General features: G+C 58.5%; 22 protein-coding genes and 1 riboswitch. Of the genes, 18 read left to right on the top strand and 4 right to left on the bottom strand.

The window, feature by feature from the left end; translation table 11 throughout:
* Positions 1–68: 68 nt before the first annotated feature.
* The 5 genes from ACVWZF_RS00600 to ACVWZF_RS00580 all read left to right on the top strand — a co-directional run bounded on the left by ACVWZF_RS00600 (position 69) and on the right by ACVWZF_RS00580 (position 5,181).
* The gene (locus ACVWZF_RS00600) at positions 69–269 is read left to right on the top strand and encodes a DUF3285 domain-containing protein (RefSeq protein ID WP_011433491.1); all 201 of its coding nucleotides are present in this window, start codon (positions 69–71) and stop codon (positions 267–269) included.
* Between the two features lie 298 nt (positions 270–567).
* Positions 568–1,749, top strand: coding sequence for a histidine kinase (locus ACVWZF_RS00595; protein ID WP_457410575.1), 1,182 nt, complete (start codon positions 568–570; stop codon positions 1,747–1,749).
* A 448-nt stretch (positions 1,750–2,197) separates the two neighbouring features.
* Positions 2,198–3,418: a serine hydrolase gene (locus ACVWZF_RS00590; protein ID WP_457410574.1), complete on the top strand. Its 1,221-nt coding sequence runs from the start codon at positions 2,198–2,200 to the stop codon at positions 3,416–3,418.
* A 126-nt stretch (positions 3,419–3,544) separates the two neighbouring features.
* On the top strand, positions 3,545–4,930 hold the full coding sequence (locus ACVWZF_RS00585; RefSeq protein WP_011433488.1) for an NAD-dependent succinate-semialdehyde dehydrogenase: 1,386 nt from the start codon (positions 3,545–3,547) through the stop codon (positions 4,928–4,930).
* Entirely contained in the window at positions 4,930–5,181 is a 252-nt protein-coding gene (locus ACVWZF_RS00580) for an RNA-binding S4 domain-containing protein (RefSeq protein ID WP_049749586.1), read from the top strand. The genes ACVWZF_RS00585 and ACVWZF_RS00580 overlap by 1 nt, the downstream gene beginning before the upstream one ends.
* A gap of 5 nt (positions 5,182–5,186) precedes the next feature.
* Here ACVWZF_RS00580 and ACVWZF_RS00575 read toward each other — a convergent pair whose 3' ends face one another.
* The 3 genes from ACVWZF_RS00575 to ACVWZF_RS00565 form a co-directional block, all read right to left on the bottom strand.
* A complete protein-coding gene (locus tag ACVWZF_RS00575; RefSeq protein ID WP_011433486.1) occupies positions 5,187–5,699 on the bottom strand; it encodes a hypothetical protein in 513 nt (170 codons plus the stop codon).
* A 9-nt stretch (positions 5,700–5,708) separates the two neighbouring features.
* On the bottom strand, positions 5,709–6,089 hold the full coding sequence (locus tag ACVWZF_RS00570; protein WP_049749585.1) for a cupredoxin domain-containing protein: 381 nt from the start codon (positions 6,087–6,089) through the stop codon (positions 5,709–5,711).
* A 240-nt stretch (positions 6,090–6,329) separates the two neighbouring features.
* Complete coding sequence (locus ACVWZF_RS00565) at positions 6,330–6,995, bottom strand: DUF4439 domain-containing protein (protein ID WP_011433484.1); 666 nt, start codon at positions 6,993–6,995, stop codon at positions 6,330–6,332.
* A 247-nt stretch (positions 6,996–7,242) separates the two neighbouring features.
* Between ACVWZF_RS00565 and ACVWZF_RS00560 the strand changes: the two genes are divergently transcribed.
* Positions 7,243–7,992: a WecB/TagA/CpsF family glycosyltransferase gene (locus ACVWZF_RS00560; RefSeq protein ID WP_457410573.1), complete on the top strand. Its 750-nt coding sequence runs from the start codon at positions 7,243–7,245 to the stop codon at positions 7,990–7,992.
* A 193-nt stretch (positions 7,993–8,185) separates the two neighbouring features.
* Positions 8,186–8,872, top strand: a complete 687-nt coding sequence (locus ACVWZF_RS00555; protein WP_011433482.1) for a cell division ATP-binding protein FtsE — start codon at positions 8,186–8,188, stop codon at positions 8,870–8,872.
* Between the two features lie 177 nt (positions 8,873–9,049).
* On the opposite strand, the gene metE is transcribed toward ACVWZF_RS00555, so the two are convergent.
* Positions 9,050–11,314, bottom strand: coding sequence for a 5-methyltetrahydropteroyltriglutamate--homocysteine S-methyltransferase (gene metE / locus ACVWZF_RS00550; protein WP_457385428.1), 2,265 nt, complete (start codon positions 11,312–11,314; stop codon positions 9,050–9,052).
* Between the two features lie 456 nt (positions 11,315–11,770).
* Positions 11,771–11,975: riboswitch (cobalamin riboswitch) on the bottom strand.
* A 248-nt stretch (positions 11,976–12,223) separates the two neighbouring features.
* Between metE and ACVWZF_RS00545 the strand changes: the two genes are divergently transcribed.
* The 11 genes from ACVWZF_RS00545 (at position 12,224) to ACVWZF_RS00495 (ending at position 23,960) form a co-directional block, all read left to right on the top strand.
* Positions 12,224–13,849: an ABC transporter substrate-binding protein gene (locus ACVWZF_RS00545; RefSeq protein WP_011433480.1), complete on the top strand. Its 1,626-nt coding sequence runs from the start codon at positions 12,224–12,226 to the stop codon at positions 13,847–13,849.
* The gene (locus ACVWZF_RS00540) at positions 13,834–14,835 is read left to right on the top strand and encodes an ABC transporter permease (RefSeq protein ID WP_011433479.1); all 1,002 of its coding nucleotides are present in this window, start codon (positions 13,834–13,836) and stop codon (positions 14,833–14,835) included. Before ACVWZF_RS00545 ends, ACVWZF_RS00540 begins: the two co-directional genes overlap by 16 nt.
* Entirely contained in the window at positions 14,832–15,725 is an 894-nt protein-coding gene (locus ACVWZF_RS00535; RefSeq protein ID WP_011433478.1) for an ABC transporter permease, read from the top strand. Before ACVWZF_RS00540 ends, ACVWZF_RS00535 begins: the two co-directional genes overlap by 4 nt.
* 4 nt (positions 15,726–15,729) lie before the next feature.
* The gene (locus ACVWZF_RS00530; RefSeq protein WP_011433477.1) at positions 15,730–16,659 is read left to right on the top strand and encodes an ABC transporter ATP-binding protein; all 930 of its coding nucleotides are present in this window, start codon (positions 15,730–15,732) and stop codon (positions 16,657–16,659) included.
* Positions 16,646–17,320: an ABC transporter ATP-binding protein gene (locus ACVWZF_RS00525; RefSeq protein ID WP_011433476.1), complete on the top strand. Its 675-nt coding sequence runs from the start codon at positions 16,646–16,648 to the stop codon at positions 17,318–17,320. The genes ACVWZF_RS00530 and ACVWZF_RS00525 overlap by 14 nt, the downstream gene beginning before the upstream one ends.
* 93 nt (positions 17,321–17,413) lie before the next feature.
* Positions 17,414–18,325, top strand: coding sequence for a cell division protein FtsX (locus ACVWZF_RS00520; protein ID WP_011433475.1), 912 nt, complete (start codon positions 17,414–17,416; stop codon positions 18,323–18,325).
* 61 nt (positions 18,326–18,386) lie between these two features.
* On the top strand, positions 18,387–18,989 hold the full coding sequence (locus ACVWZF_RS00515; RefSeq protein ID WP_238376736.1) for a hypothetical protein: 603 nt from the start codon (positions 18,387–18,389) through the stop codon (positions 18,987–18,989).
* Between the two features lie 57 nt (positions 18,990–19,046).
* Complete coding sequence (locus ACVWZF_RS00510; RefSeq protein WP_041436608.1) at positions 19,047–20,231, top strand: pyridoxal phosphate-dependent aminotransferase; 1,185 nt, start codon at positions 19,047–19,049, stop codon at positions 20,229–20,231.
* A 158-nt stretch (positions 20,232–20,389) separates the two neighbouring features.
* Complete coding sequence (locus tag ACVWZF_RS00505; RefSeq protein WP_011433472.1) at positions 20,390–21,190, top strand: ParA family protein; 801 nt, start codon at positions 20,390–20,392, stop codon at positions 21,188–21,190.
* 1 nt (position 21,191) lies between these two features.
* Complete coding sequence (locus ACVWZF_RS00500; RefSeq protein WP_414416760.1) at positions 21,192–22,031, top strand: hypothetical protein; 840 nt, start codon at positions 21,192–21,194, stop codon at positions 22,029–22,031.
* A 303-nt stretch (positions 22,032–22,334) separates the two neighbouring features.
* On the top strand, positions 22,335–23,960 hold the full coding sequence (locus tag ACVWZF_RS00495; protein ID WP_414522144.1) for a peptide chain release factor 3: 1,626 nt from the start codon (positions 22,335–22,337) through the stop codon (positions 23,958–23,960).
* The last annotated feature ends 179 nt before the right edge of the window (positions 23,961–24,139 follow it).

Here is a 24,139-nt window from a genome sequence, read left to right as displayed (position 1 = left end):
CACCTCTATCCGGAGGAGCAGATTAAGCTAGCCTGAAGGTAGGGTAAATTATCGCTCTGGTTATCCCAATGGCGCAGCCCTCTTCTACAGATTCTCCGTCGGTTGGCGTTCGCGCAAGCGTTGCGGAGCAACAGGGATCCTCCCCCAGCTATACCCGCCTGGCCATGCGCAACATGGTGCGCAAAGGCAAGACCTCCCTGCTGCACTTCACCCTGACGGCGGTGGGGTTGGTGGCCCTGCTGGTGGGGCTGGCCTACCTGTTTCACTAAGTTCTGTTAAGTTCCGTGGGCGGGTTCTGGCCATACTCTCCTGCGGCTGTTCCTCGGCCGGGAAAGATACACGCTGAGGGGTCTTTCTTGTTACACTCCATGTCCCTTTTTAAGCTTTTCCCAAGGTTAGTGTTAGGAAGGAACAAGCAGCAATGGCTCCTACGGTTAGACCTACGGTCCGCTTCCGCGAACGAGCGCACGGCAATCCCGGCTGCTGAAACGCCAACCTTTGGCTTTAATGCTACGCAATGTGCTACGCACCGCTATCGCGAGCGCTAACGCGACTGGACTTTGGCCTATGCAGACTTCGCCAGACCTCACCTCCGCTTGTTCTGTCATTCGCCTGCTGTTGTTTGCCAAGAGTCGAGCTGTCGTTGCCGAACTTGAGGAACATCTGCGCCAGCACATCCAGGGGTTGCCCGGCCAATACCCTGCCCAACTGGAAGTGGTGCCGCTGGAGGAGCGCCCCTACCTGGCGGAGCATTACAAGCTGGTGGTGACCCCGGCTCTGGTCAAGGCTGAACCCTTGCCTGCTCAGGTTTTGGCAGGCGAAGACTTGGCGACGCAGTTGGAAGTGTGGTGGCCCCGTTGGCAAGGCCAGGCGGCTAAGGCCTCCGGCCCGCTGACGCGAATGGCTTCCCATGGACCTACGGTCCGCTTCCGCGAACAAGAGGGGGCAGGACAGCATCCCACCTCCCCTCCAACCACTGAGGCACTGTTGCAAATGTCGGAAGAGGTGTTTTTGCTGCGGCAGGAGCGGGCCCAATTGCGGGAGCAGTTGGACTTCAAAGATCGCGTTCTGGCCATGCTGGTGCATGATTTGCGCAGTCCCCTGACGGCCACGGCTCTGGCGGTCGAAACCCTGCAGCAGGGGCGCGAGGGATCCCTGGACAAAGCGCTGGAACGGCAGTTGTTCGACCATGCCCGCCAGCAACTGCGCAAGATGGACAGCATGATCACCGATATCCTGGAGTCGGCCCGTGGCGCTGCCTCGGAGCTGAGGATTCGAGCCGTAGAAACCCAGTTGCCCGGCTTGTGTCAGGCGGTGATCGAGGAGCTATGGCCGCGCATTCAAGGCAAGCGGCTGCAGTTTCAAGCGGATATTCCCGTGGATCTGCCCTCTGTTCACGTGGATCCCGACAAGATCCGCCAAGTTCTGTTCAACCTGCTGGACAACGCCATCAAGTACACCCCCGCCGGGGGATCCATCCGCCTCGATGTCCTCCATCGCACCAGCCAAAAAGTGCAGGTGACCGTCAGCGATACTGGCCCTGGGATCCCGGAAGCCGACCAAGAGAGCATCTTCTCCGATTCTGTCCGTCTGTCCCGGGATCAACAGCAGGAGGGCTATGGCATCGGCCTTTCCCTCTGCCGACGGATCGTGCGCGCTCACTACGGCCAGATTTGGGTGGAGTCTTCCTTGGGCAAAGGCAGCAGCTTTCATTTCACTTTGCCCGTGTATCGGCTCTGCAAGGGCTAGCCGGGAGCTGGCTCCCCATGGGTGTGAGCCCCCTCAGAGAGAACAGATCTGACGGTTTTCCTGGACTTGGCAAAAGCGCTCCGCGCCGCTTCCGCGACTATTCCCAGCCCCTCTTCCAGAGGGAAAGGGGGGTCACGGATCAACCTAAGTTTTTAAAACGACTCCGAGTGGATGCTCTGGCAACAGGGACTCATCCTGCCTTTGGCGGGGTTGTTGCTAGGCTTCGTGTCGCGAGGACGGTTTGATGGGCGTTTTGCAATCTAGGTCAGGGCAGGTTGGCCAATTTGTGGGTTTAATGTGGGTTTAATTAAGCCAAGCTCACCGGAGTGGAGTCGGTGAAACTGCCAGCAGTGTCTGTCAGAAGTATGGTGTTAAGGCAATCGTTCTTATGACCAGAGCAAGGGAGAGGAAAGGCACCGATCCATCCGCGCTAGCGGGCCGTAGGCCTTTGCCAGAGAAGTCGCGGGATCCCCGCCGCCCTCCACAACCTGCCAAGAACGCCGTCCCGCCTCCAGAGGGGTCAAAGCCGCAAACAGGTTCTGGTCGCCTGCTTCCTGCCCCTAGGGGATCCCTGTCGGTTTCCCCTCCTCAACCGCTGCGTCTTGCCCGCCAAAAAGCCATTGCTCGTCTGCGCCAACGGGCTGCCCAGCCCCGCCGCTTGAGACGTTCTCCATCTCTCGGGCAAGTGTTGCTCAGGGGACTGAGCTTAAGTCTCATCCTGGGCCTGACGATGGCGGGCCTCTCGCAACTGCTGCAATCGACCACCGCTGGCCGGACAGAACAGGCCACGACGCAGCTTGGGGATCCTCCCCCGCCGGCATTCCCGAGTAACATTCTGCCGGGAGAAGCGATCCCGGCTTTGCAGGAGCGCTTGGCCGCTTTGGCCGACCAACCGGGTTTGACGGCAGGGGCTCTGTTCTGGGAGGTGGAAACTGGCGCCTTTGCTGGGGTTAGGCCGGATCAGGCTTTTCCTGCCGCCAGTGTGATCAAGATCCCCATTCTCTTGGCTTTTTTCCAGGCTGTGGAAACCGGACAGGTGCGGCTGGATGAACAGCTCACTCTGCGGGAAGATCTCAAGGGAGGGGGGGCAGGCGTGCTGCAAACCCGACCCCTCGGATCCCAGGTTTCTGCTTTGGAAGCGGCCACTCTGATGAGCACCCTCAGCGACAACTTCGCCACCAATCTGATCATCGATCGCCTGGGTGGACGGGAGGCTCTCAACCAAAAATTTCGCCAGTGGGGACTACAACACACGCAAATTTCTTGGTGGCTACCGGATCTGGAGGGCACCAACACCAGCAGCCCGCGCGACATGGTTTGGCTGCTCAGCCAGGTGGAACAGGGGCGCATGTTGAACCGCCGTAGCCGCGACCGCTTTTTGGACATTCTCTGGCGCACCCAACGGCCCTCCTATTTCCGGCCCAACTTGGGTCAAGAGGTGCGCATTGCCCACAAAACGGGAACCTTGAGCTCCGTGGTGGGGGATGCCGGGATCCTGGATTTGCCCAACGGGCGGCGCTATGTGGCGGCGGTGTGGGTGAAGCGAGAAACCCCCAACGATCCCAGAGCCGAAGGGCTGATCGCCAGCCTGTCGCAAGCAGCCTATGAGTTCTGGTCTGCTCCCGAGGATCCAACGGCCAAGGACTCCATGGGCAGCCTGGAACGCTAAGTCTTCCACTCCACAAATCTTTCCATATTGCTACGCAACGCTTACGCGAACGCAGTAGCAGTGCGGAGCACTATTCCAGGCAGAGCGCAAATGCCAGAGTGGAGAAACAGGCGTTGAGGGAAAAAGATGGGGCACCTGGTCAGCATCAACCCCGCCACCGGAGAGGAATTGGCTCGCTACCCCGTTTTCGACGCTGGGCAGATCCAAAGCTGTATCGCCCAAGCCCACGAGCGGTTTCAGAGCTATCGTCGGATCCCGTTTGCTCAACGATCCGCCTGGCTGAAGCGGGTGGCAGGGATCCTGGAGGAGCGCAAAGCGGAGTTTGGCCGCCTAATCAGCCTGGAGATGGGCAAAACCTTGGCCTCTGCCGTTGCGGAAGTGGAAAAATCCGCTTGGGTTTGTCGCTACTATGCCGAGGAGGCAGAGGGATTCTTGGCCGAGCGCTCCATATTGCTACGCAACGCTTACGCGAACGCCAGCGATGCCAGCCGCAGCGGGATCCGCTACCAGCCGCTGGGGGTGATTTTGGCGGTGATGCCCTGGAACTTTCCCTTTTGGCAGGTGTTTCGCTGTGCAGCCCCGGCCCTGATGGCGGGCAACACCCTCTTGCTGAAACATGCTTCCAACGTGCCCCAATCGGCTTTGACCCTAGAGCAGATCTTTCGGGAGGGGGGATTTCCGCCAGGGGTCTTTCAAACCCTGCTGATCACAGCAGCCCAGGTGGCAGAGGTGGTGGCGGATGAACGGGTGCGGGGGGCCGCCCTCACCGGGAGCGAAGCCGCCGGCTCCAGCCTGGCCCGTTTGGCCGGTCAATATCTGAAAAAAACAGTGCTGGAACTGGGAGGGAGCGATCCCTTCATCGTGCTGCCCAGCGCCGATCTGGAGGCAGCAGTCGCCACAGCGGTCACGGCCCGTCTGATCAACAACGGCCAGTCCTGCATTGCCGCCAAACGATTTATCCTACACAGGGCTATCGCCGAACCTTTCACGGCTGCCATGACGGAGCGATTTCGCCGGCTCAAGGTAGGGGATCCCTTGGATCCGCAAACGGACGTGGGGCCTCTGGCTACTGCCAGCATTCTGCAAGAGGTGGATGGACAGGTGCAGGCTTTGGTGCAGGCGGGGGCCAAAGTTCACATCGGTGGCTCCCCCTGGGGAGGGAATTTTTACCCGCCCACAATCCTGAGCGACATCCCCCCGGATCATCCGGTGGCCCACCAGGAGGTGTTCGGGCCGGTGGCGCTGTTGTTCACCGTCCCGGATGTGTCGGCAGCCATCGAGCTGGCCAACGGCACGCCCTTTGGCCTGGGTGCCAGCGCCTGGACAACCGATCCAGAGGAACAAGAGCGCCTGCTGGAGGAGCTGGAGGCGGGATCCGTGTTCATCAATGGCATGGTCAAGTCCGACCCGCGCCTTCCCTTCGGCGGCATCAAACGCTCAGGGTATGGACGGGAACTGAGCCGGGAAGGGATCCTGGAATTTGTAAATGTCAAAACCATTTGGGTGAAGTGATGGCGGAGACTCCTCAAAGGGATCCCCAGCCGGCGACGGATCCCGTGATCAAGCTGGATCAGTTCCTCAAGCTGGCGGGGGTTGCTCCCACCGGTGGGCAGGCCAAGCAGCTCATCCAAGCGGGGCAAGTGCGGGTGAATGGCGAGGTGGAAACCCGGCGGGGACGCAAGCTGCGCTCAGGAGATGAGGTGGCCGTGGGAGGTGGAGTTTGGCGAGTGCGCCTGGATAAGACCCCAAAGTCAGATCAGTGAACGGGTCAGTGCAACCGGATCAAAAGAAGCATGGCCAAGGCCCCGATTCCCCCTGCCACCGCAAACTGCCATTCCAGCCCCCACAGCAGGCAGGCAACTCCGGCCAGGATCTGGATCCCACCGGTGATCCAGTAGGGGAGGCGCGGCGGATCCACCAAGCCGTTGAGCCAGTGGCCCAGCCCCATTTGCCACAGCCAAAACACCCCCAGGTATGGGCTCAAAGCTGCCAAAGGGGTACGCCCGACAAAGGGCAGCACCGAGAGGATCATGCCCTGGGCGATCACCAACGTCCACACCAAACCCACAAAGTAGAGGTGGGCCAGTCCGGCTGTTCGAAACTCCGGCAAGCTAGTCTGCCGCACCATGTAGCCCAACCCAATCAGGGAAATCACCAGCCACAGCCAGTTGATGTTGGCCTCTTGGTGAAACTGGGTGGCAGCAAACCCAATCCCCAAAAGGACGGCCCAAACCAGGTACACCCGCCGACAAATGTTCCAGAAGGGAAGAGGGGTTTGCATGGCCTCCACCTAATCGACGACGACAATGCGGCCCACCATGCTGGGGTGGATATCGCAGAAATAGTCCTGGATCCCAGCTACTTCGAACACCACCGCTTTGCTCTCGTTGCGACTTAGCCGTCCCGTCCCTTGAAACTGCGCTCCCTCCACAGGAGTAGCCGTGTGGGGGGTGGAATCCAGGTTGGTGAAGGTCACCTTGCCCCCCCGCTTGAGGGTAACCTCCGAGGGCAGGTATTGAAACCCCCGAATGATTACCTCTGCTGCCGCCGTTGCTTCGACGGGATCCCGCTCCGCAACGGAGCTGGCTTGTCGCCACCGATCCACGGCCAAGATGGCCCCCACATTGAGCAGGGATCCCAGCCCACTGAGCAACAGCAACCGCCGCGTCATTGGCATAGGGCTTTCTCCACACAGGTTAGGAAGCGAAAAAAAGCTGAGGCGTTCAGAAGAAGGCGATTGCGACAGCGGTGTGGAACACCTTGACCTCCAAAGAACCTCCAAAGATCTCCAAACCCCAAGATCCTACAGAGGACGTTGGAAGGCTTTGGAGATCAGCGCCGGTGGGGGTTCTACACCTTGCTGTCGCCGGGGGTTGGCGGCTTTAGCTGGAAGTCATCGCCGGCAGGGGCTTTACACCTTCAGGATCCAGCGCTCCCGAGTCTCGGCGCTGACAAAGGGGGCAGGCACCACCAGAATGCTGGGATCAAGGCTGTGGAACACGGCCCGGATTGCAGTGGCATGGGCAACTTCGTTGGGGCCAATGGTGCTGGCGGCAGCCACCAGGTCTTTGTTGGAAAGCTGGACAAAGGCATCGTTGTAGGCTAGGGCCGCATCGAACTCCAGAGCCAGGGCCAGCTTGGCGATGTTGGCATCGGAGTCGAGATTGCCTTCTTTGTTGTCGATGTAGGTGGAAAGGTCGTAGCTATCCCGGGCCCGAGAGGGTATCCCTCCCAGTTGGCGCACGGCGCCCGCCAGCAGATCCCGGTGCTGTTCGTGATCCTTCAGGTTCTTGGTGGCCACTTCCAACACGATCTTGCCCACCTCAGTATTGCTCAACTTGCCGGCAGCGGTTTTGTAGGCCCAGATCGCCTGCTGTTCCAAGTCAATGGCCGCGTTGAGGATGGCGATGTCGGCAGTGTTGGACTGGGCGGCACCGGGCAGGGTGCGCAATCCAATTGCTCCACCTACGCCCGCCAGCAAACCAGCCAACAACAAGCTGCGGCGGGAAGTTGCAGGGCTGGGATCCCATTCGGCGGCCAATTGAGGCAGAGCGAAGGGAGTCTTTGCAGTCTTCATCTCAAGTCTCCTGTCTCGAAAGATGGCAACCAACCTTCAGGGGCTTGCTCTGGGTCGGGCAATTCCCTCTGGCCTGGTCTGATGGAGATACGCCGTGGATGCCGCCGCGGATGCCTGAGGGAAGAGATTTTCGTGGTCAAATAGCCATGAAATGCCTCTTCGAACTCCCCTCTCCCTCTGGGAGAAGGTCCGGGCTATCTTAAAAGCGTGTCCAACGGCTCCAGTGGGGGCCAGCATTCGGTCGGTAGTGTCGTTATCCATCCATGCGATTCTGGGCGTGAACCTGCACCTTGCTCTGCCGGAGGCCAGCCTACAGAGCTACGCCACCTGGATTGAGGCGCGTATTCGGGAGGGTCAGGGCGCTCAGGTGGTTACCTGCAACCCGGAAATGATCATGCAGGCGCAGCGGGATCTGGCCTTTGCCCAGGTGCTGCAAGCGGCGGAGCTGGTGATCCCCGATGGCATTGGGGTGGTGTGGGCCCTGCGGCGGCAGGGGATCCGCGTCCAGCGGGTGCCGGGGATCGAGCTGGCAGAAACCCTGATCCCGTTGGCGGCAGAACAGGGGTGGCGCTTGGCCCTGGTGGGGGGAAAGCCGGAAGTCAACCGGGCAGCAATTCGATATTGGCAAGCCCAGTGTCCTGCTTTGGCCCTCTGGGGCTACCACGGCTACTTCTCTAGCGAGGAAGAAAAAGAGCTTCTGCAAGCTCTCCAGGAATTTCGACCGCAACTGGTGTGGGTGGGGCTGGGATCCCCGCGCCAGGAGCTGTGGATCCAGAAGTGGCGTCCCCTTTTGCCCCAAGCCATCTGGATGGGGGTGGGGGGCAGCTTGGACATTTGGGCCGGCCAAAAACGGCGAGCGCCCCGTTGGTGGCGTGACCATCACCTGGAATGGTTGTATCGTCTCTATCAGGAACCCTGGCGCTGGCGACGCATGTTGGCTTTGCCCAAGTTTGTCTGGCGGGTGCTGTGGGATCCCTCTTCTCGTTTGCGCCCCTAGTCTGCCGGCGCTCTCTCCCTCCTCTGTCTAGGCGCTTACTATGGTGATCGGTCAGCACATCGGCTATCCTCCTCGCTTACACCGTTGGGCGGGTACGGCTCCGACTCCTCATCTCCCTGCCCCGGCCAATCCAGAGGCCACCCTGGGCTTTTACGGCAGCACTCAATCCGGATCCCTGGAAACCCCGGCCAGCATGGTGTCCTTGCGGGGCGTGAGCAAGGTCTTTCCCAACGGCAACTTAATTTTTCAGGATGTGAACTTGGAGGTGCGCCGCGGCGAGTTCGTGTTCGTGACGGGGGTCTCCGGAGCAGGCAAGTCCACTCTTTTGCGACTGCTCTACGGGGCGGAACAGGCCACCGAGGGCACGGTCATCGTCGATCAAGTCTGTCTCTTTTCTTCTGAAGGGCGGCGGCGACCCTACCGCATCCCACCGCGTCCGCTGGCCATGTTGCGGCGGCGCTTGGGGGTGGTTTTCCAAGATTATCGCCTTCTGGCCAACCGCACCCTGGCAGAAAATGTGGCCTTCGTGCTGCGCGCCCAAGGGCTGTCCCCCGCAGAAATCCGCCGTCGCATCGGGCCGACCCTAAAGATGGTGGGGCTGACCGAAAAGCGAGATCACTTTCCCCATGAGCTTTCGGGGGGGGAACAGCAGCGCCTTAGCCTGGCCCGTGCCATTGTCAACATGCCGGTGCTGCTGCTGGCGGACGAGCCAACAGGAAACCTAGATCCGGAAAACTCCCTCTTGGTTCTCCAGATTTTGGAGCGGCTCAATTCCTTTGGGGTGACCGTCATCATGACCAGCCATGACCCCTATCTGGTGGAGCGGGCCGGCCACCGGGTGGTGCGCATGGAGGGAGGGCGCCTGTATGATCTGCGCTGAGGGGCTAACGGGATCCCTACTTTGCTCTTCACAAGCTTTTTGAGATCCCGGAGAGCAGCTTTGCCGGTTGCATCAGCAGACCGTAGGCCCTAAGCCAGCCGCATCAGCACAACAGCGGCACCGCCCGCGGCGACTTGTCAAGCCAGCCCGACCAGTTACATCAGCGGGTCGTGGGCCTTACTCGCGCAGACCCTCAGGTTGGGTTTCCAGAAGCTCCTCCCCTAGCTGATGAGCGGCAGCCACCATATTTTTCAGTGCGGGGATCACCTCCTCCCAGCGGCGGGTCTTGAGGCCACAATCGGGATTAACCCAAGTTTGCTCCACAGGCAAGTGGGCCAGTCCTGTGCGCAGCTGCTGCAGGATTTGCTCAACGCTCGGCACCGCAGGGCTGTGGACATCGTAAACGCCGTTGCCCACCTGGTGACGATACCCAGCCTGGGCAATTTGCAGCAGGGTTTTGTTGTTGCTGCGGCTGTTTTCAATGGAAAGCACGTCGGCATCCAGCCGCTCAATGTGCTCGATGATGTCCCCAAACTCTGAGTAGCACATGTGGGTGTGAATCTGGGTTTCCGGCTTGGCCCCGCCGGTAGCTAGGCGAAAGGCATCCACTGCCCAGCTGAGGTATTCTGGCCAGCGTTCTTTTTTCAGAGGTAGCCCCTCCCGCAGTGCCGGCTCATCCACTTGCACCATCACCGCTCCAGCCGCTTCCAGATCTGCCACTTCGGCTCTCAAGGCCAGGGCAATCTGCAAAGCCTGCTCCCGCCGGGGAATATCAACACGGGGAAAGGACCAGTTGAGCATGGTCACTGGCCCCGTGAGCATGCCTTTCACCGGCTTTTGGGTGTGGGACTGGGCTACTTGGAATTCCCGCACTGTCATGGGTTGGGGGCGAACCACGTCGCCGTAGAGAATGGGAGGGCGCACGCAGCGGCTGCCGTAACTCTGCACCCAGCCGTGTTCAGTGAAGGCAAAGCCTTCCAGCTTCTGGGCAAAGTACTCCACCATGTCGGTGCGCTCAAATTCCCCATGCACCAACACATCCAGGCCAATCTCTTCTTGAATGCGGATGCACTTGGCAATCTCAGCGTCAATGGCTGCTTCGTACTCCGCCTGCGAAACCTCCCCTCTTTTGTACTTAGCTCGCCACTGCCGCACCTCTGGAGTTTGGGGGAAGGAGCCAATGGTGGTGGTGGGCAAAGGTGGTAGCTGAACCTGCCGACTTAGGCGCTGCTCGTAGGGCAGGAATCGCTCGAAGTCCTGGGGCTTGAGGTTGGCCAAAGCCTGGCGCACTTGGGGGTTGGGGGGGCTAAACTGCGCAAAGCTCTGCCATTGCTGCTGGATTTCCGCCTGCTGGGCAGCAGTGTCTTCGCCGTTGAGGGCTCGCGCCAGGAGAGCTACTTCGGCCAGCTTCTGTTCGGCAAAGCTGAGGACATTTCTGAGGGGTTCCGGCAACTGGGCTTCCAGAGCAGCGTCGTGGGGCACAAATTGCAACGAAGCGGAAGGCTGCACCCGTAGGTTGGGAGCTACCCCCTGCAGCTCCCGCAGGCTGGCCAAGACAGTCTCAGGCTGAACCTTCCAGACATTCCGAGCGTCCACTACGCCAGCACCTAGGATCTGGTCAGCCGGAAAGCCATAGGTTCTTACCAGATCCAGGGTGTGGCCACGGGTAAAGTCAAGGCTAATGCCGGCCACCGGCAGTTGCACCACCCAGGGGTAAGTCTCCCCCAGGTCATCGAAGTAGGTGACCAAGTGGACAGGGATCCCGGCGGTTGCCAACTGGCGGTAGCTCATTTCCACAGCTTCCCGCAGGCCACTTCCCTGGCTGGTAACCAAAATGGGATCGTGAATCTGGACTTCTGGGATCCCCAGCTGTTTTAACTCCTGGAGGAGATCCCGGTACAGAGGAAGGAGCTTTTCCAAGTCCGCCCGCAGATCCCCAGATCGCTGGCTAAGGCAGAGCAAAGTCACTGGACTGAGGACAACGGGGCTGGTGCGCTCCCCTAGGATCCCTTGGGCCCGCCGAACTCTTTCCAAAAAATCCCCAAAGTTAGGACTGGGATCGGCTTCCGGCTCAATTTCGGGTACCAAGTAGTGGTAGTTGGTGTCAAACCACTTGGTCATTTCCAAAGCCGGCAGGCCCTCCCGCCCCCGCGCCATGGCAAAGTAGCGGTCTAAACCCGACAGACCTCGGAACCGAGAGGGGATCAGCCCCAGCCAGGTGGCCCAGTCCAGTACATGGTCGTAGAGAGTCTGATCCCCTACCGCAATGTGATCAATCCCAGCTTGTAGCTGAGTCTGCCAGGCTTGAGTCTCCAAATCCCAAAAGGTAGCCAGCAGAGCCTCTGACCCTAGGGCACCACTCCAAAAGCCTTCCAAAGCTTTTTTGAGCTCGCGGCGCTTGCCCATGCGGGCATACCCCAATGTCATGGTTTGTGCAGTCATGTTGTGTGCCATCCCAAATACTGAGTTTTCTAATTTTCCTGCGTTCAATTCGCCCTCAACTGGGATCCCGCCCGCCAAGGAAGAAACCGGCTGTTCCTCTCTTGCCTCTGGAACCCCAACAAAACACTGCCTTTTGCGCAAAAAAGATACTCAACGCAGCCAGCGATCGCAGTGGCTACTTGCCAGCCACCAATTGAAGTCAGGAAGCCTGACATCTCACTCTTTCCTTCGCGTAGGCGGGCTGTAGATCTTGATAGATCTTGGTGCAACAGCACCCAAAATTTACTCTCTCCCGGCCAACTGGCTCAGAGTCTTGCTTGGGTTCTTGGACTTATTTCTACTGCTGAGGAGTACCGAAAGCTTGTGGGAGCAACGCCGGGAAAATGCTCAGGATAACGAAAGCAGAAACGAGCTAAAGCCAAGACAGTTACCATCTGTACCTCGCAGATGTTGTGAAGTTTAGAAAAACCATCGGCGGGCATTCTGACTGACACGGTTTTGGGGGACAAGACCTGGATCGGCAGCGAATGACTCTAGAGATTTGCTGCAGGACTTCTCCTAAACCGGATCACAGCTGCGGGACAGCGGCAGATTCTCACTGCTCTTTCCCCGTTTCCTCTGGCGGCTGATCCCCGTCAGAACCGATAGCTGAGCTACATCGTATCACGGAGTTCAGAGACGGGAGTAGAGTGCTTCAATCATCACCAAGCCAGCAGCCTTTGGAGCTACCAGACCTCACCTTTCACCCAGCGGTCTTGCAGGAAGTCATCGGAATCCTCTAAGCATCCTCCCCCCCTGCATTGCTCTCAAGATAAGGCAGTGATAGCTTAGCTGCCATAAGTCTTGTCCAGGAGGCAAGGGGGTTTGCTCCTTTTTGCTTTGCTGAAAAAGCGACAGATCGGGGTTTCTATGGCATCAAGCTTAAAAGTAACTGTGTGGTCTGTGGGCCTCTTCTTGCTGAGCCAGATGTGGGCTGGATGCGCTCAGAATGCTGCTGAGCGGACAGCTTTCGATCCAAAGCTAGCAGGATCCAGCGATCAAATCGTGCTGGCCATTGGAGGGGAAAGGGAAGAAGGATTTGATCCCACCCTGGGCTGGGGACGTTACGGTTCGCCTTTGTTCCAAAGCACTCTGCTGCGGCGGGACGAGAACCTTGAGATTGTAAACGACCTGGCGACTGGCTACACTGTCAGCCAAGATGGCCTAACCTGGACGGTAACCCTACGAAAGGATGCAGTCTTCTCCGATGGAAAACCTGTCACAGCAGCGGACGTGGCTTACACCTTTAACCAAGCAGCTCGGAGTGGTGGTCTGGTCGACCTAACCGCCCTAAAGGAAGCAGTAGCTATCGACACTCATACGGTGGAGCTGCGGCTGCAAAAACCCCAAAGTACTTTTGTCAACCGCCTCATCACCTTGGGTATCGTGCCTCAACATGCCCACGGGCCTGATTATGCTCGCAAACCCATTGGCTCTGGCCCCTACCGACTGGTGCAGTGGGATGAGGGGCAACAACTGATTGTGGAGGCAAATCCCTTATATTACGGCCAGACTCCTGGCATTCGGCGGCTGGTTTTCCTTTTCCTGGAGGAGGATGCAGCCTTTGCAGCAGCCCGAGCCGGACAGGTACACGTGGTTAGCGTGCCTCAGTCTTTGGCTAAGCAAACTGTTGAGGGCATGAAGCTTCACGCCATTCCCAGTGTGGATAACCGAGGGCTGATGTTCCCCTTTCCCCCTAAAACCGGTGCGACAACCCCAAAGGGATACCCCATCGGCAACGATGTGACTTCTGACTTGGCGATTCGCAAGGCGGTCAACTTCGCCATTGACCGACAGGCGCTGGTGGATGGAGTCCTAGAAGGCTACGGATCCCCTGCCTATGGCCCAGTCAGCGGTTTGCCCTGGGAAGAGCCGACCGCCAAGATTGAGGACAACAATCCAGACCTGGCCCGTCAGATTCTAGCTGAGGGAGGCTGGAGCGATAAAGATGGGGATGGGGTAGTGGAAAAAAACGGGCTGCGGGCTGAGTTCACCGTGCTCTACCCGGCCAACGACAGCATTCGCCAAGCCCTGGCCCTAGCTGTTGCAGAAATGCTGCGGCCTGTGGGCATCCGAGTCAATGTCGAGGGCAAAAGTTGGGATGACATCACTCCGCTCATGCACAGCAACGTGGTGCTGTTTGGCTGGGGCAGCCATGACCCAACTGAGGTGTACAACCTCTACCACAGCAAAGCGGCCCAGGGGGGATTTTTCAATGCCGGCTACTATGCCAACCCGTTTGTGGATCGAATGCTGGATCTGGCTATGGAGGCCCCCTCTGAAGCTGAAGCTATCCCCTTCTGGCGGGCAGCCCAGTGGGATGGAAAGCAAGGCTTTACTGCCAAAGGAGATGCAGCCTGGGCTTGGTTGGTGAACCTGGATCATACCTACTTTGTCCAAGAGTGCTTGGATATAGGCCAGCCGCAGGTACAGCCTCATGGCCATGGTTGGCCAATCACAGCCAACATCACCCGTTGGAAATGGACGTGCAACTGAGGTCAGTTCTGCTGTTTCTGGCTTATAAGCTGACTCGGCTGGGGTTGCTGCTGGCGGCTGTGGCAGTCCTGACGTTTGCCCTGCTCAGCTTCTCCCCTGTTGATCCCGTACAAGCCTATGTAGGGGCCGACATGCTGCAGATCAGCCCAGCCCAACGAGACCTGATTGCCCAGCGTTGGGGGCTGGATCAGCCCATGCTGCTTCGCTTTGGGAACTGGCTTGGGCAGATGGTTCAAGGCAACTGGGGCACCTCAATGGTGTTCGATCAGCCAGTGGTGCAGGTCATTCAACAGCGGTTTGAGCTATCGCTGCCCTTACTGGCAATTGCCTGGCTGCTTTCCGGTTTCCTGGGAGTGGGGTTGGGGGTTTTGGCCGCAGCGTTTCAGGGCGCTTGGGTTGACCGCAGTATTCGTCTTTACGCCTACACCCTCGCCTCTTCTCCCCCTTTCTGGGTGGCGCTGCTACTCTTGATCGCGTTTTCGGTAGAGCTGGGTCTAACACCTATCTGTTGCGCCGCGCCACCTGGCGCGTTGGCGGAGGAGGTGACTTTTTGGCAGCGCTTACACCACTTGCTCTTGCCTGCTTTCACCCTAACTTTCATCGGCGTTGCCAACATCACCTTGCACACTCGTCAGAAGCTCATTGACGTGTTGCACAGCAACTATGTGCTGTTTGCTCGTGCCCAGGGGGAAAGCCTGGCTGGGATCCTGTGGTACCACGGCTTGCGGAATATCTTGCTGCCTGCGCTGACGCTGCAATTTGCCTCCTTTGGGGAACTGTTTGGTGGCTCAGTGTTAGTGGAACAGGTGTTTGCTTATCCAGGACTGGGACAAGCAACGGTACAGGCAGCTTTGCGCAGTGATGTGCCTCTGTTGGTGGGCATTGTGTTTTTCAGCGCCTTGTTTGTCTATGCCGGCAATACCCTAGCTGACCTGTCCTACCAGATTGTCGATCCACGCATTCGCCTTGGCGGGAGGATAGGATGATCCCTTTTGCATCGCCTCGTGTTGCTGCTGCTGATGCCGATGGGGGGATGAAATTCTCAGAGTCCTCTGTCAAAGGAGAGCGCAGGCGGCAGACTCTGTGGGCAATTGGACTGTGTGCTTTTTTTTTGGTGTCTATCCTCTGCAGCGCTGGGCTTATCGGCGATACCGGACTGAGCCCGAACCTAACTCAGCGGAATCAGCCTCCTTCCCTGGCCCATCCCTTCGGCACCGACTGGCTGGGGCGGGATATGCTGGCCCGATCCTTGCACGGGATGTCCCTTAGTCTGTGGGTAGGCATGCTGGCTGCCGCCGTCAGCGTGGTGATCGCCGCTGTTTTGGGTTTGGTGAGTGGCACGGTGGGAGGCTGGGTGGATGCCTCGATCTGCTGGATGATTGACCTATGTTTCAGCCTGCCTCACCTGGTGGTGCAGATCCTTATAGCTTTTGCTGTCGGCGGCGGAGTTCGGGGAGTCATTGTTGCCGTTGCCCTCACCCACTGGCCCAGCCTAGCGCGCCTGGTGCGGGCCGAGGTGTTACAGGTCAGCAGTTCTGACTATGCCCAGAGTTCTTACCGACTGGGCCGCTCTTCCCTCTGGGTTGCCCGCTACCATATGATGCCTCACATTTTGCCCCAGCTCCTAGTGGGACTTATTCTGCTGTTTCCCCACGCCATTTTGCACGAAGCAGCCCTCTCATTCATTGGGGTAGGTATTTCGCCGCACCTACCGGCCATCGGCATTATTCTGGCCGAATCCATGCGCCACCTCTCCACCGGCTACTGGTGGCTGGGGGTTATGCCTGGACTGCTGCTGCTGCTGTCGGTCAAGGCTTTTGACTGGCTGGGAGAAAACCTGCAGGCCCTTCTCAATCCGCGTACGGCTCAGGAGTAGGGAAATGTTGGTGGTCTCCGGCCTAAACATTAGGTTCAGCCGATACGAGCGGGGGCTGCGCCGCCGCTACCTTCAGGTGATTACAGATCTGGATCTGGAGGTTAAGGCAGGGGAGGTGGTGGCAGTGGTGGGGGCCAGCGGATCGGGCAAAAGTTTGCTGGCCCATGCCCTCTTGGGTCTTTTGCCAGAGAACGCTACCCTGCGCGGTACTCTCCTATTTCAGGGGCAGCCCTTGACCCCTGAGCGGTGTAGGCAACTGCGCGGCAAGGCCATTGCTCTCATCCCCCAGTCTGTGGACTACCTGGATCCCCTCATGCAAGTAGGATCCCAGGTACAGCGGGTAGCTCGGCTCAGCGGTGCCTCCCAAGGCGAGGCCCGTAGAGCAGTGAGCCGCATCTTTGCCCGCTATAGCTTGCCGCCGGGAACAGAGGGCCTCTACCCTTTCCAGCTCTCCGGAGGCATGGCACGGCGGGTGCTGGTATCGACGGCGGCAGTTAGCAGAGCCAAGCTGGTGATAGCCGACGAGCCCACGCCAGGCTTGGACGCGGAGGTGGTGGCTGAGACCCTTGCCCATCTGCGGGAACTGGCCCAGGAGGGCCGAGGCGTTATGTTGATTACACACGATATTCAGGCGGCGTTGTCGGTGGCAGATCGAGTGGCAGTCTTCTATGCGGGCACTACAGTCGAGTTGGCCTCGGCTCAGGATTTCGAAAGGGGAAACTTGCGCCACCCCTACACTCAAGCTCTGTGGCGATCCCTGCCCCAAAATGAGTTTGCTCCCCTGCCGGGCAACCAGCCTGACCCTGAGGCACTGCCTGCGGGTTGTTTGTTTGGGGATCGCTGCCCCTGGGCAAGTGAAATCTGTCGAGCTGAGCATCCGCCTCTGCGGGCGGTTGGAGGAGGGTGGGTGAGGTGTATCCATGCTCAAGGGTGAGCATCTCTGGTTTCGCTATGGACGGCATCTGCCTTGGGTGGTGCAAGATCAGACCCTTCAAGTAGAACTTGGGGAAGTCGTAGGGCTGATGGCTCCCTCTGGTTTTGGCAAAACTACTCTGGCCAAGTTGCTGGCGGGCTACCTTACCCCCAGCCAAGGTCGGGTGAGTGTGACAGGGCAGCCTTTGCCTCGGCGAGGGTACTGCCCAGTGCAGCTTGTCTTTCAACATCCAGAGCAGGCCGTTAACCCCCACTGGCGCATAGCTCAGGTCTTGCGGGAAGGGCCTCCTCCCCAGCCAGAGGTTCTCCACACCTTAGGCATTTCCCCCAGTTGGCTCAACCGCTATCCCCATGAGCTAAGCGGGGGAGAATTGCAGCGGGTTGTCATCGCCCGGGTTCTCAACCCACAAACTCGCTATTTGATTGCAGATGAGATGACAGCCATGCTCGACGCCAATACCCAAGCCCTGATCTGGCAAGCTGTCTTGGCCTATGGGCGGGCACATCAGATGGGGCTTTTGGTCATCAGTCATGATCGCTTTCTCCTGGAACGGCTCTGCAGCCGCTACGTCATCATGACCAGCCATGACCCCTATCTGGTGGAGCGGGCCGGCCACCGGGTGGTGCGCATGGAGGGAGGGCGCCTGTATGATCTGCGCTGAGGGCTGCCGGGATCCCTATTTTGCTCTCCACAGGCTCTGTTGAGCTCCAGGGGGCAAGGGTCTGAGCCCATTGATTGTTGGATGGAGAACAGCATGCAATCTCTCTCCCGATTTCTCAATAAAATCCGCTATCTCCTACAGGAGACTTTTTTGGGGTTGCGGCGGGGGGGCTGGCTGAACTGGGCCGCTGTGAGCACCCTGCTGGTGTTGCTGTTCTTGGTGGGGATCGGCGTTGAGCTGTCCTGGGGCCTGGATGCCACGGTGCAGTCGCTGGGAGGACAACTGGAGATCTCCGTCTACCTGGAGCCGGAACGGCAGGGGGTGGAGCTGCAACCTCAGGTCGCCCAACTGCCTCATGTGGCCGAGGTGAAGGTCATCACCAAAGACCAAGCTTGGCGCACCCTCTTGATCGAGATGGGGATCCAAGACGAGGCGGCCATGGAAACCCAGTTGGGGGAGAACCCCTTGGTGGATGCTCTGCGGGTTAAGGCGGATTCCACCGAAGCCTTGGGGGAAGTGGCGGAGCAGATTCGCCAACTGGAAGGGGTGGATGAGGTCTACTACGGCGACCGCATTGTGGAGCAACTGGCCCAGCTCCAGGACATGCTACGGCTGGGATCCCTGACCATTACCGGCGTGTTGGCCCTGACAGCGGTGGCGGTCATCACCACCACCATTCGCCTCATCGTCATGGCGCGGCGGCGGGAGATCGAGGTGATGCAATTGGTGGGGGCGACGGCAGCCTGGATTTACTTGCCCTTTATTTTGCAAGGGTGCCTGTTTGGGGTGATCAGCGCAGTGGGAGCTTGGGGATTGATCTTGGGATCCCAGCAGTTGCTGCAGGAGCTGCTGGAGCAGTTGATTGTCTTGCCCTTCCTCAAGGTGATGCAGGCAGATCGCAGCCAACTGGAGTTTTGGCTCTTGCCGTCGATGTTGTTGGGGATGGGGGTTTTTCTGGGCACCACCAGCAGCTTGATCGCGGTGCGCAAGTCGGCAGGGCGATGAGCTGGAGGCGATGCTGAGGAAAGCCCTGGATATTCCAATCTGAGGATCGCCATAGGATAAGATGATGGACTCTACTTCCCTGGCTTTCCAAGATCTGGCCGCCATGAACCCATTGCCTCCTCCCGCCCACCCCTACCAGTTCCGCGCTTTGGGCCTGATTAAGGGATCCCTGAAATCGATCCCCAAGACTTATGCGCAGGCAACCTTGGTTGCCTCTGACGGAGCAGAATATCCGGCTACCCCCGGACGCGCCGAGCTTCTCGGCCCCTTCGAGCACTGCATCAAGAGCGGCCATACCTACTGGTACTACGTGCAGCCGCAGCCGCGTTCAGGGGGGGCTTTGGGCTTGAGCATCATCCGCATCCTGGCCCTGCCGGAAGAGGAGCAAGACCCAGAGTGGGAAGAAGAACCGTTTTTGCCTGCCCCTGAGGACACAGAGGAAGGCTTTAACATCCGCGGCATTGTCGAGCCCCACGATGGCTTTGTTGAGGTGACCGTGCGGCGCAAGCCCCAGGGAACCAAGCAATTTGCTCCTCTGCAATTGCGCTTGGAAGGGTTCTTGCCCGGAGCTGTGGCGGGCGAGTTTTGGGATCTGTTGGCAGAGCGAGAGGGCAACAAACTGCTGTTGGTGGATGGTACCCGCCTGTTGACCGCAGTAGCCTAGCTATCTAGATTGGCCCTGCTTGAGAACCTTAAAATAAACCAAAGAGCTTCCCAACCGATGGTGTCTGCTGCCGGCTTGTCCCAACGGGTCGCCCATCTATCCCCTTCCCCCACGCTATCCATTTCGGCTCTGGCTAAAGCCATGCAGGCAGAGGGGCTGGATGTGTGTAGCTTGAGCGCGGGCGAGCCGGATTTCGATACGCCTGACCACATTCGGGCCGCGGCCATCCGTGCTCTGGAAGAGGGCAAAACCCGTTACGGCCCCACCGCTGGGATCCCCGCCCTTCGCCAAGCAGTGGCCGATAAGCTGCGGCAGGAAAACGGCCTGGAGTTCAGCCACGACCAAATCCTGATCAGCAACGGCGGCAAGCAAACCCTGTTTAACCTGGCCATGGTGCTGCTGGATCCCGGCGATGAAGTGATCCTGCCTGTTCCCTACTGGGTCAGCTACCCCGAAATTGCCATTTTGGCAGGGGCAAAGGTTGTGCAGGTGCAGACGGAAGAGGCCCAGGGGTTCAAGCTCACCGCCGCCCAACTGCGCCAGGCCCTCACCCCCCGTAGCAAGCTGCTGATTCTCAACTCGCCGGCCAACCCCACCGGAGCCGTTTACCACCAGCACGAGCTGGCAGCTCTGGCAGAGGTGATCCTCTCCGCCCCCCATCTGTACGTGATCTGCGACGAGATCTACGAAAAGCTGGTTTATGGACAAGCCCGCCACATCAGCCTGGGATCCCTTTGCCCTGACTTGATGCCGCGCCTGATTCTCAGCAGTGGCTTTGCCAAAGCCTACGCCATGACCGGCTGGCGGGTGGGCTACTTGGCCGGGCCCAAGCCCATCATTGAGGCGGCCATCAACCTGCAAAGCCACAGCACCTCCAATGTCTGCACCTTCGCCCAGTACGGTGCTCTGGAAGCCCTGACCAGCCCCCTATCGGCAGCGGCTGTGGAAAAAATGCGCCAAGAATTCTGGCAGCGGCGGGATCTGATGCTGGACGGGATCCGCACCTTGCCAGGGGCGACTTGCCCGGAGCCAGAAGGTGCATTTTATGTGTTTGTCAACATCGGCCAAACCGGGTTAAGTTCGGTGGAGTTTTGCCGGCAGCTGCTCAAGGAACACCACGTGGCTGCTGTGCCGGGGGTAGCCTTTGGGGCAGATTCCTACATTCGCCTTTCCTATGCTGCCGATCGCACCACCCTCGAAAAAGGGCTGCAGCGGCTGCACCGGTTTGTGTCTTCCCTCTGAGAATTCAATCCGAGGATCGAAAAGAACTGAGGAAGCTCAGCTCCCAGCGGCTGGATCCCTGTAGGCCATTCCCAGCGGCGGGATCCCTATCTGAAGTGTGAACACTATTGCTTAACCCTAGCTATAGTGTTAGGGGATGGGCTACGAGGGGATAACTCATGTCTGGCAGAACGGCGCTTGTCATCACCGTTGCCTGTTTGAGTGGGGGATCCGGAAAGACCACAGCCGCCCTCAACCTGGCCATCATGTTGGCCGAGCATGGCAAGACGCTGGCCGTTGACTTTGACCCACAGGGCAACCTGAGCCAGTGGATGGGCTGGACGGATCTGTCGGAGTCGGCCACCATTGCCGAGACGATTTTGCCGGGGGCGGATCGGGTTCACATTCGGGAGATTATCCGTCCGCCGTTGAATGAGGATCGCCAGGAGCGGCTGTGGTTGGCCCCCAGCGATTACAGTCTCTCGCGGGCTATGGATGCGATCGTAATGGAGCCGGGGCGGGAGCTGTTTTTGAAGCGGGCTTTGCGACCGATTTTGCCGGAGTATGACTTTTTGGTCATCGACAGCCCCCCCTCGAAAGGGTTGCTCACCTACAACAGCATTCTCAGCGCCGATCTGCTGGTGGTGCCGACGGAATGTACCCAAAAGGGGGTGATGGGGGCCCTAAGTACCCTGGTGCTGTTGAAAGAATTGGAAGAGCTGGATTTTCATGTGCCCAAGTTTTTGGGGGTGCTCCCCACACGGGAACAGTGGGTGGGCAACAACCGCACCAAAATGTCGCGGGCCGCGGTGGAAGCCTTGGCGGAAATGATGCAAGGGATCCCCATTTTCACGCCGGTGCGGCAAAGTACAGTGGTGCAGCAAACCAACAGCATGGGCTGGTCGTTGGCGGAGGCAGGGGAAGATCTCCTGGCCCAACCTTATCGTGAGGTCCTCAAGGCTGTGCTGGAGGCCCGCTAACATGGCTACTGCCAAGAAGCCTCCCAAAAAAAAATTGCCCACCGGCCCCACCAAGGCGGATCTGCTCTCGCGCATGGGGGTGAATAAGCAGCCAGAGCCGATGGAACTTGCGCCTACGGCTGCCGACTGCGTTGATGCTCCGCTCCGTCCAAAAGACGACAGGGGAACGGATTCCCTGGATCTGTCTCACCCTGCGGCATTGGATATTGAGCCCGATCCATCTCTCGCGGCCTCGTCCCGTCTGTGCCCCACAACCCCGCCAGAGCTAGGGCCGATTCCTCTCCTGGCCGGTGTGCTCTCCCCACCTGAAGCTCTTTCTCAGGATAGGGATCTTGGTGCCGATCCCTTGTCCAGCTTGTTGCCCGCTCCGGTCGAGGTGGAAAGGGTTGTCTCCCCACCCCAGGTCAGTCTGGCCAAATGGGCCAATACTTCGCTGCCAACTGAAAAGCCAGCCGAGCTTTTGCCCCCTGCTACTGCTTGCACCGACAATGGGGTTCGCCGCAATGGCACCCCCAATGGGCAGGGTGCCCAGTCGGATCCCCGCGAGGCTCTGGATGCACAACTGGGCCTGCAAAAGCTTACCCTCAAATGGTCTGCCGAGAGGGTAGAAAAGCTGGGATCCCTGGAAAGCGCCACCGGGCTACCGGGCGAGATTTTGCTGGAAGTCCTGCTGGATCATTGGGAACAATTGCCCAAGCCCTTGCAGCAAGATTGCCTCCTGCAAGCCCACCGCATTCGCGTCGAGCGGCTGGTGATCAGCCAAAACTTCACCATTGCCACGATTGAGCAACTGCTCTTCACGTCAGCGTTGCGCAACAACAACGAGCAGCATCTGCTTTGAGTTCTGGCCGGTTGGCCTGGGAAATTCCCCCTCAAGATCTCCGCCAGTATGCCAGACAACAGGGATCCCTGTTCCTGTGCTAGGGTCAAAATGGTTCTGTTGGCTTTTCGCGCTTTTCGGCCTGTGCTCTCTCCCCCTCGCTACCTGGCGGCAACCCAAGCCCATTATCATCAAGTGCATTATTCACCCTACTTCTCACTTTTGTTTTTCTATCTTCTCCCTATTTCTCCCATCGTTTAGGGGACAGCATTGCAACGTCATCTTCTTTAAAACGACCAGGTTGTAGTGGAGCGGCAACAGTTGATGAAAGATCTTGATTTGACCAAAGCTGTAGAGCAACGGCGTACCTTTGCCATCATTTCCCACCCCGATGCCGGGAAGACCACCCTCACCGAAAAGCTGCTGTTGTACGGGGGGGCCATTCAAGAAGCGGGAGCTGTGAAGGCCCGTCGGGCGCAAAAGCGGGCCACTTCCGACTGGATGGAACTGGAAAAGCAGCGGGGTATTTCCATCACCTCTACCGTCCTGCAATTTGATTACCGCAACATTCGTCTCAATCTGCTGGATACTCCCGGCCACCAGGACTTCAGCGAAGACACCTATCGCACCCTGGCAGCGGCTGACAATGCCGTGATGCTGGAAGATGCCGGCAAAGGGTTGGAAACCCAGACCCGCAAGCTGTTTGAAGTGTGTCAGATGCGGGGGCTGCCGATTTTTACCTTTATCAACAAGATGGATCGCCCAAGTCGGGATCCCTTGGAGCTGATGGATGAAATTGAGACAGAACTGGGCCTCAAGCCCTATCCTGTCAACTGGCCGATTGGCTCAGGCGAGCGGTTTACTGCGCTATTTGACCGCCGAACTCAGGAGTTTCATTTCTTTGAGCGGGTATCTGGGGGGCGGCTAAGAGTTCAAGATACCGTCATTAAACTTGGGGATCCGCAAATTGAGGAGTTGATCGACAAGGACTTGTATTACCAATTCAAGGAAGAGCTGGAACTGCTGGATGGTCTCATGCCCACCTTGGATCTAAAACAGGTGCATTCTGGCAAACAAACCCCGGTCTTTTTCGGCAGTGCCATGACCAATTTTGGGGTGGAGCTTTTCCTCAATGCATTTTTGGAGTATTCCTTACCGCCAATGCCTCACGAGAGCACTGCTGGGCTAATCCCGCCCGAACATCCTGAGTTTACGGGCTTCGTCTTTAAACTGCAGGCCAACATGGATCCCCGCCATCGGGATCGCGTTGCTTTTGTGCGCATCTGTTCCGGCAAGTTTGAGAAGGATATGGTGGTCAACCATGCCCGACTCAATCGTCCCATTCGCCTATCTTATCCCCAGAAGTTGTTTGCTCAAGAGCGCATCTCCATCGATGAAGCTTACCCTGGGGATGTGATCGGCCTGAATAATCCCGGCATCTTCACCATTGGGGATACCATCTACACCGGCCCGAAGCTGCGCTACGCCGGGATCCCTAGCTTTTCTCCTGAGCTGTTTGCCTACTTGAAGAATCCCAATCCTTCCAAGTTTAAGCAGTTCCAGAAAGGGGTAGCGGAACTGCGGGAAGAAGGGGCTGTACAAATCATGTACTCTATCGACGATTCCAAACGGGATCCGATTGTGGCAGCGGTGGGCCAGTTGCAGTTTGAGGTTTTGCAGTATCGCCTTGAAAGTGAATACAACGTCGAAACCCGACTGGAGATGTTGCCCTACACCCTGGCCCGCTGGGTCGAGAATGGCTGGAAGGCGCTGGAGAACATCCCCAGCTTGTTTAACACCCTCATTGTCAAAGATATTCAAGACAGGCCCGTTCTTCTGTTTAAGAACGAGTGGACTTTACAGCAATTTGCTGCCAGCAACCCTAAAATCAAGCTCAGCAAAATTGCCCCTATCTCGGATCTCGGCCCAGAATTGGGTGACGGCCAATAGATCAACCTAAGAGAATCCGTCTCAAAGAGCCTTAGGTTCTGACATTCAGTCGAGATGCCATTGGTCTCCACATCAGCGGTGTTGATAGGTGTTGATATCTTCGGATTTCTGAGCAAACCCCTCACACAGATCGCAGCAATTCCCCCATCTTTTTCCTGCATCGTCCAGGGACAGAGGGA

This window comes from Thermostichus sp. OS-CIW-30, from assembly GCF_054060215.1.
Note: the sequence above shows the minus strand (reverse complement) of the source record. Positions and strands in the feature narration are given on the sequence as shown.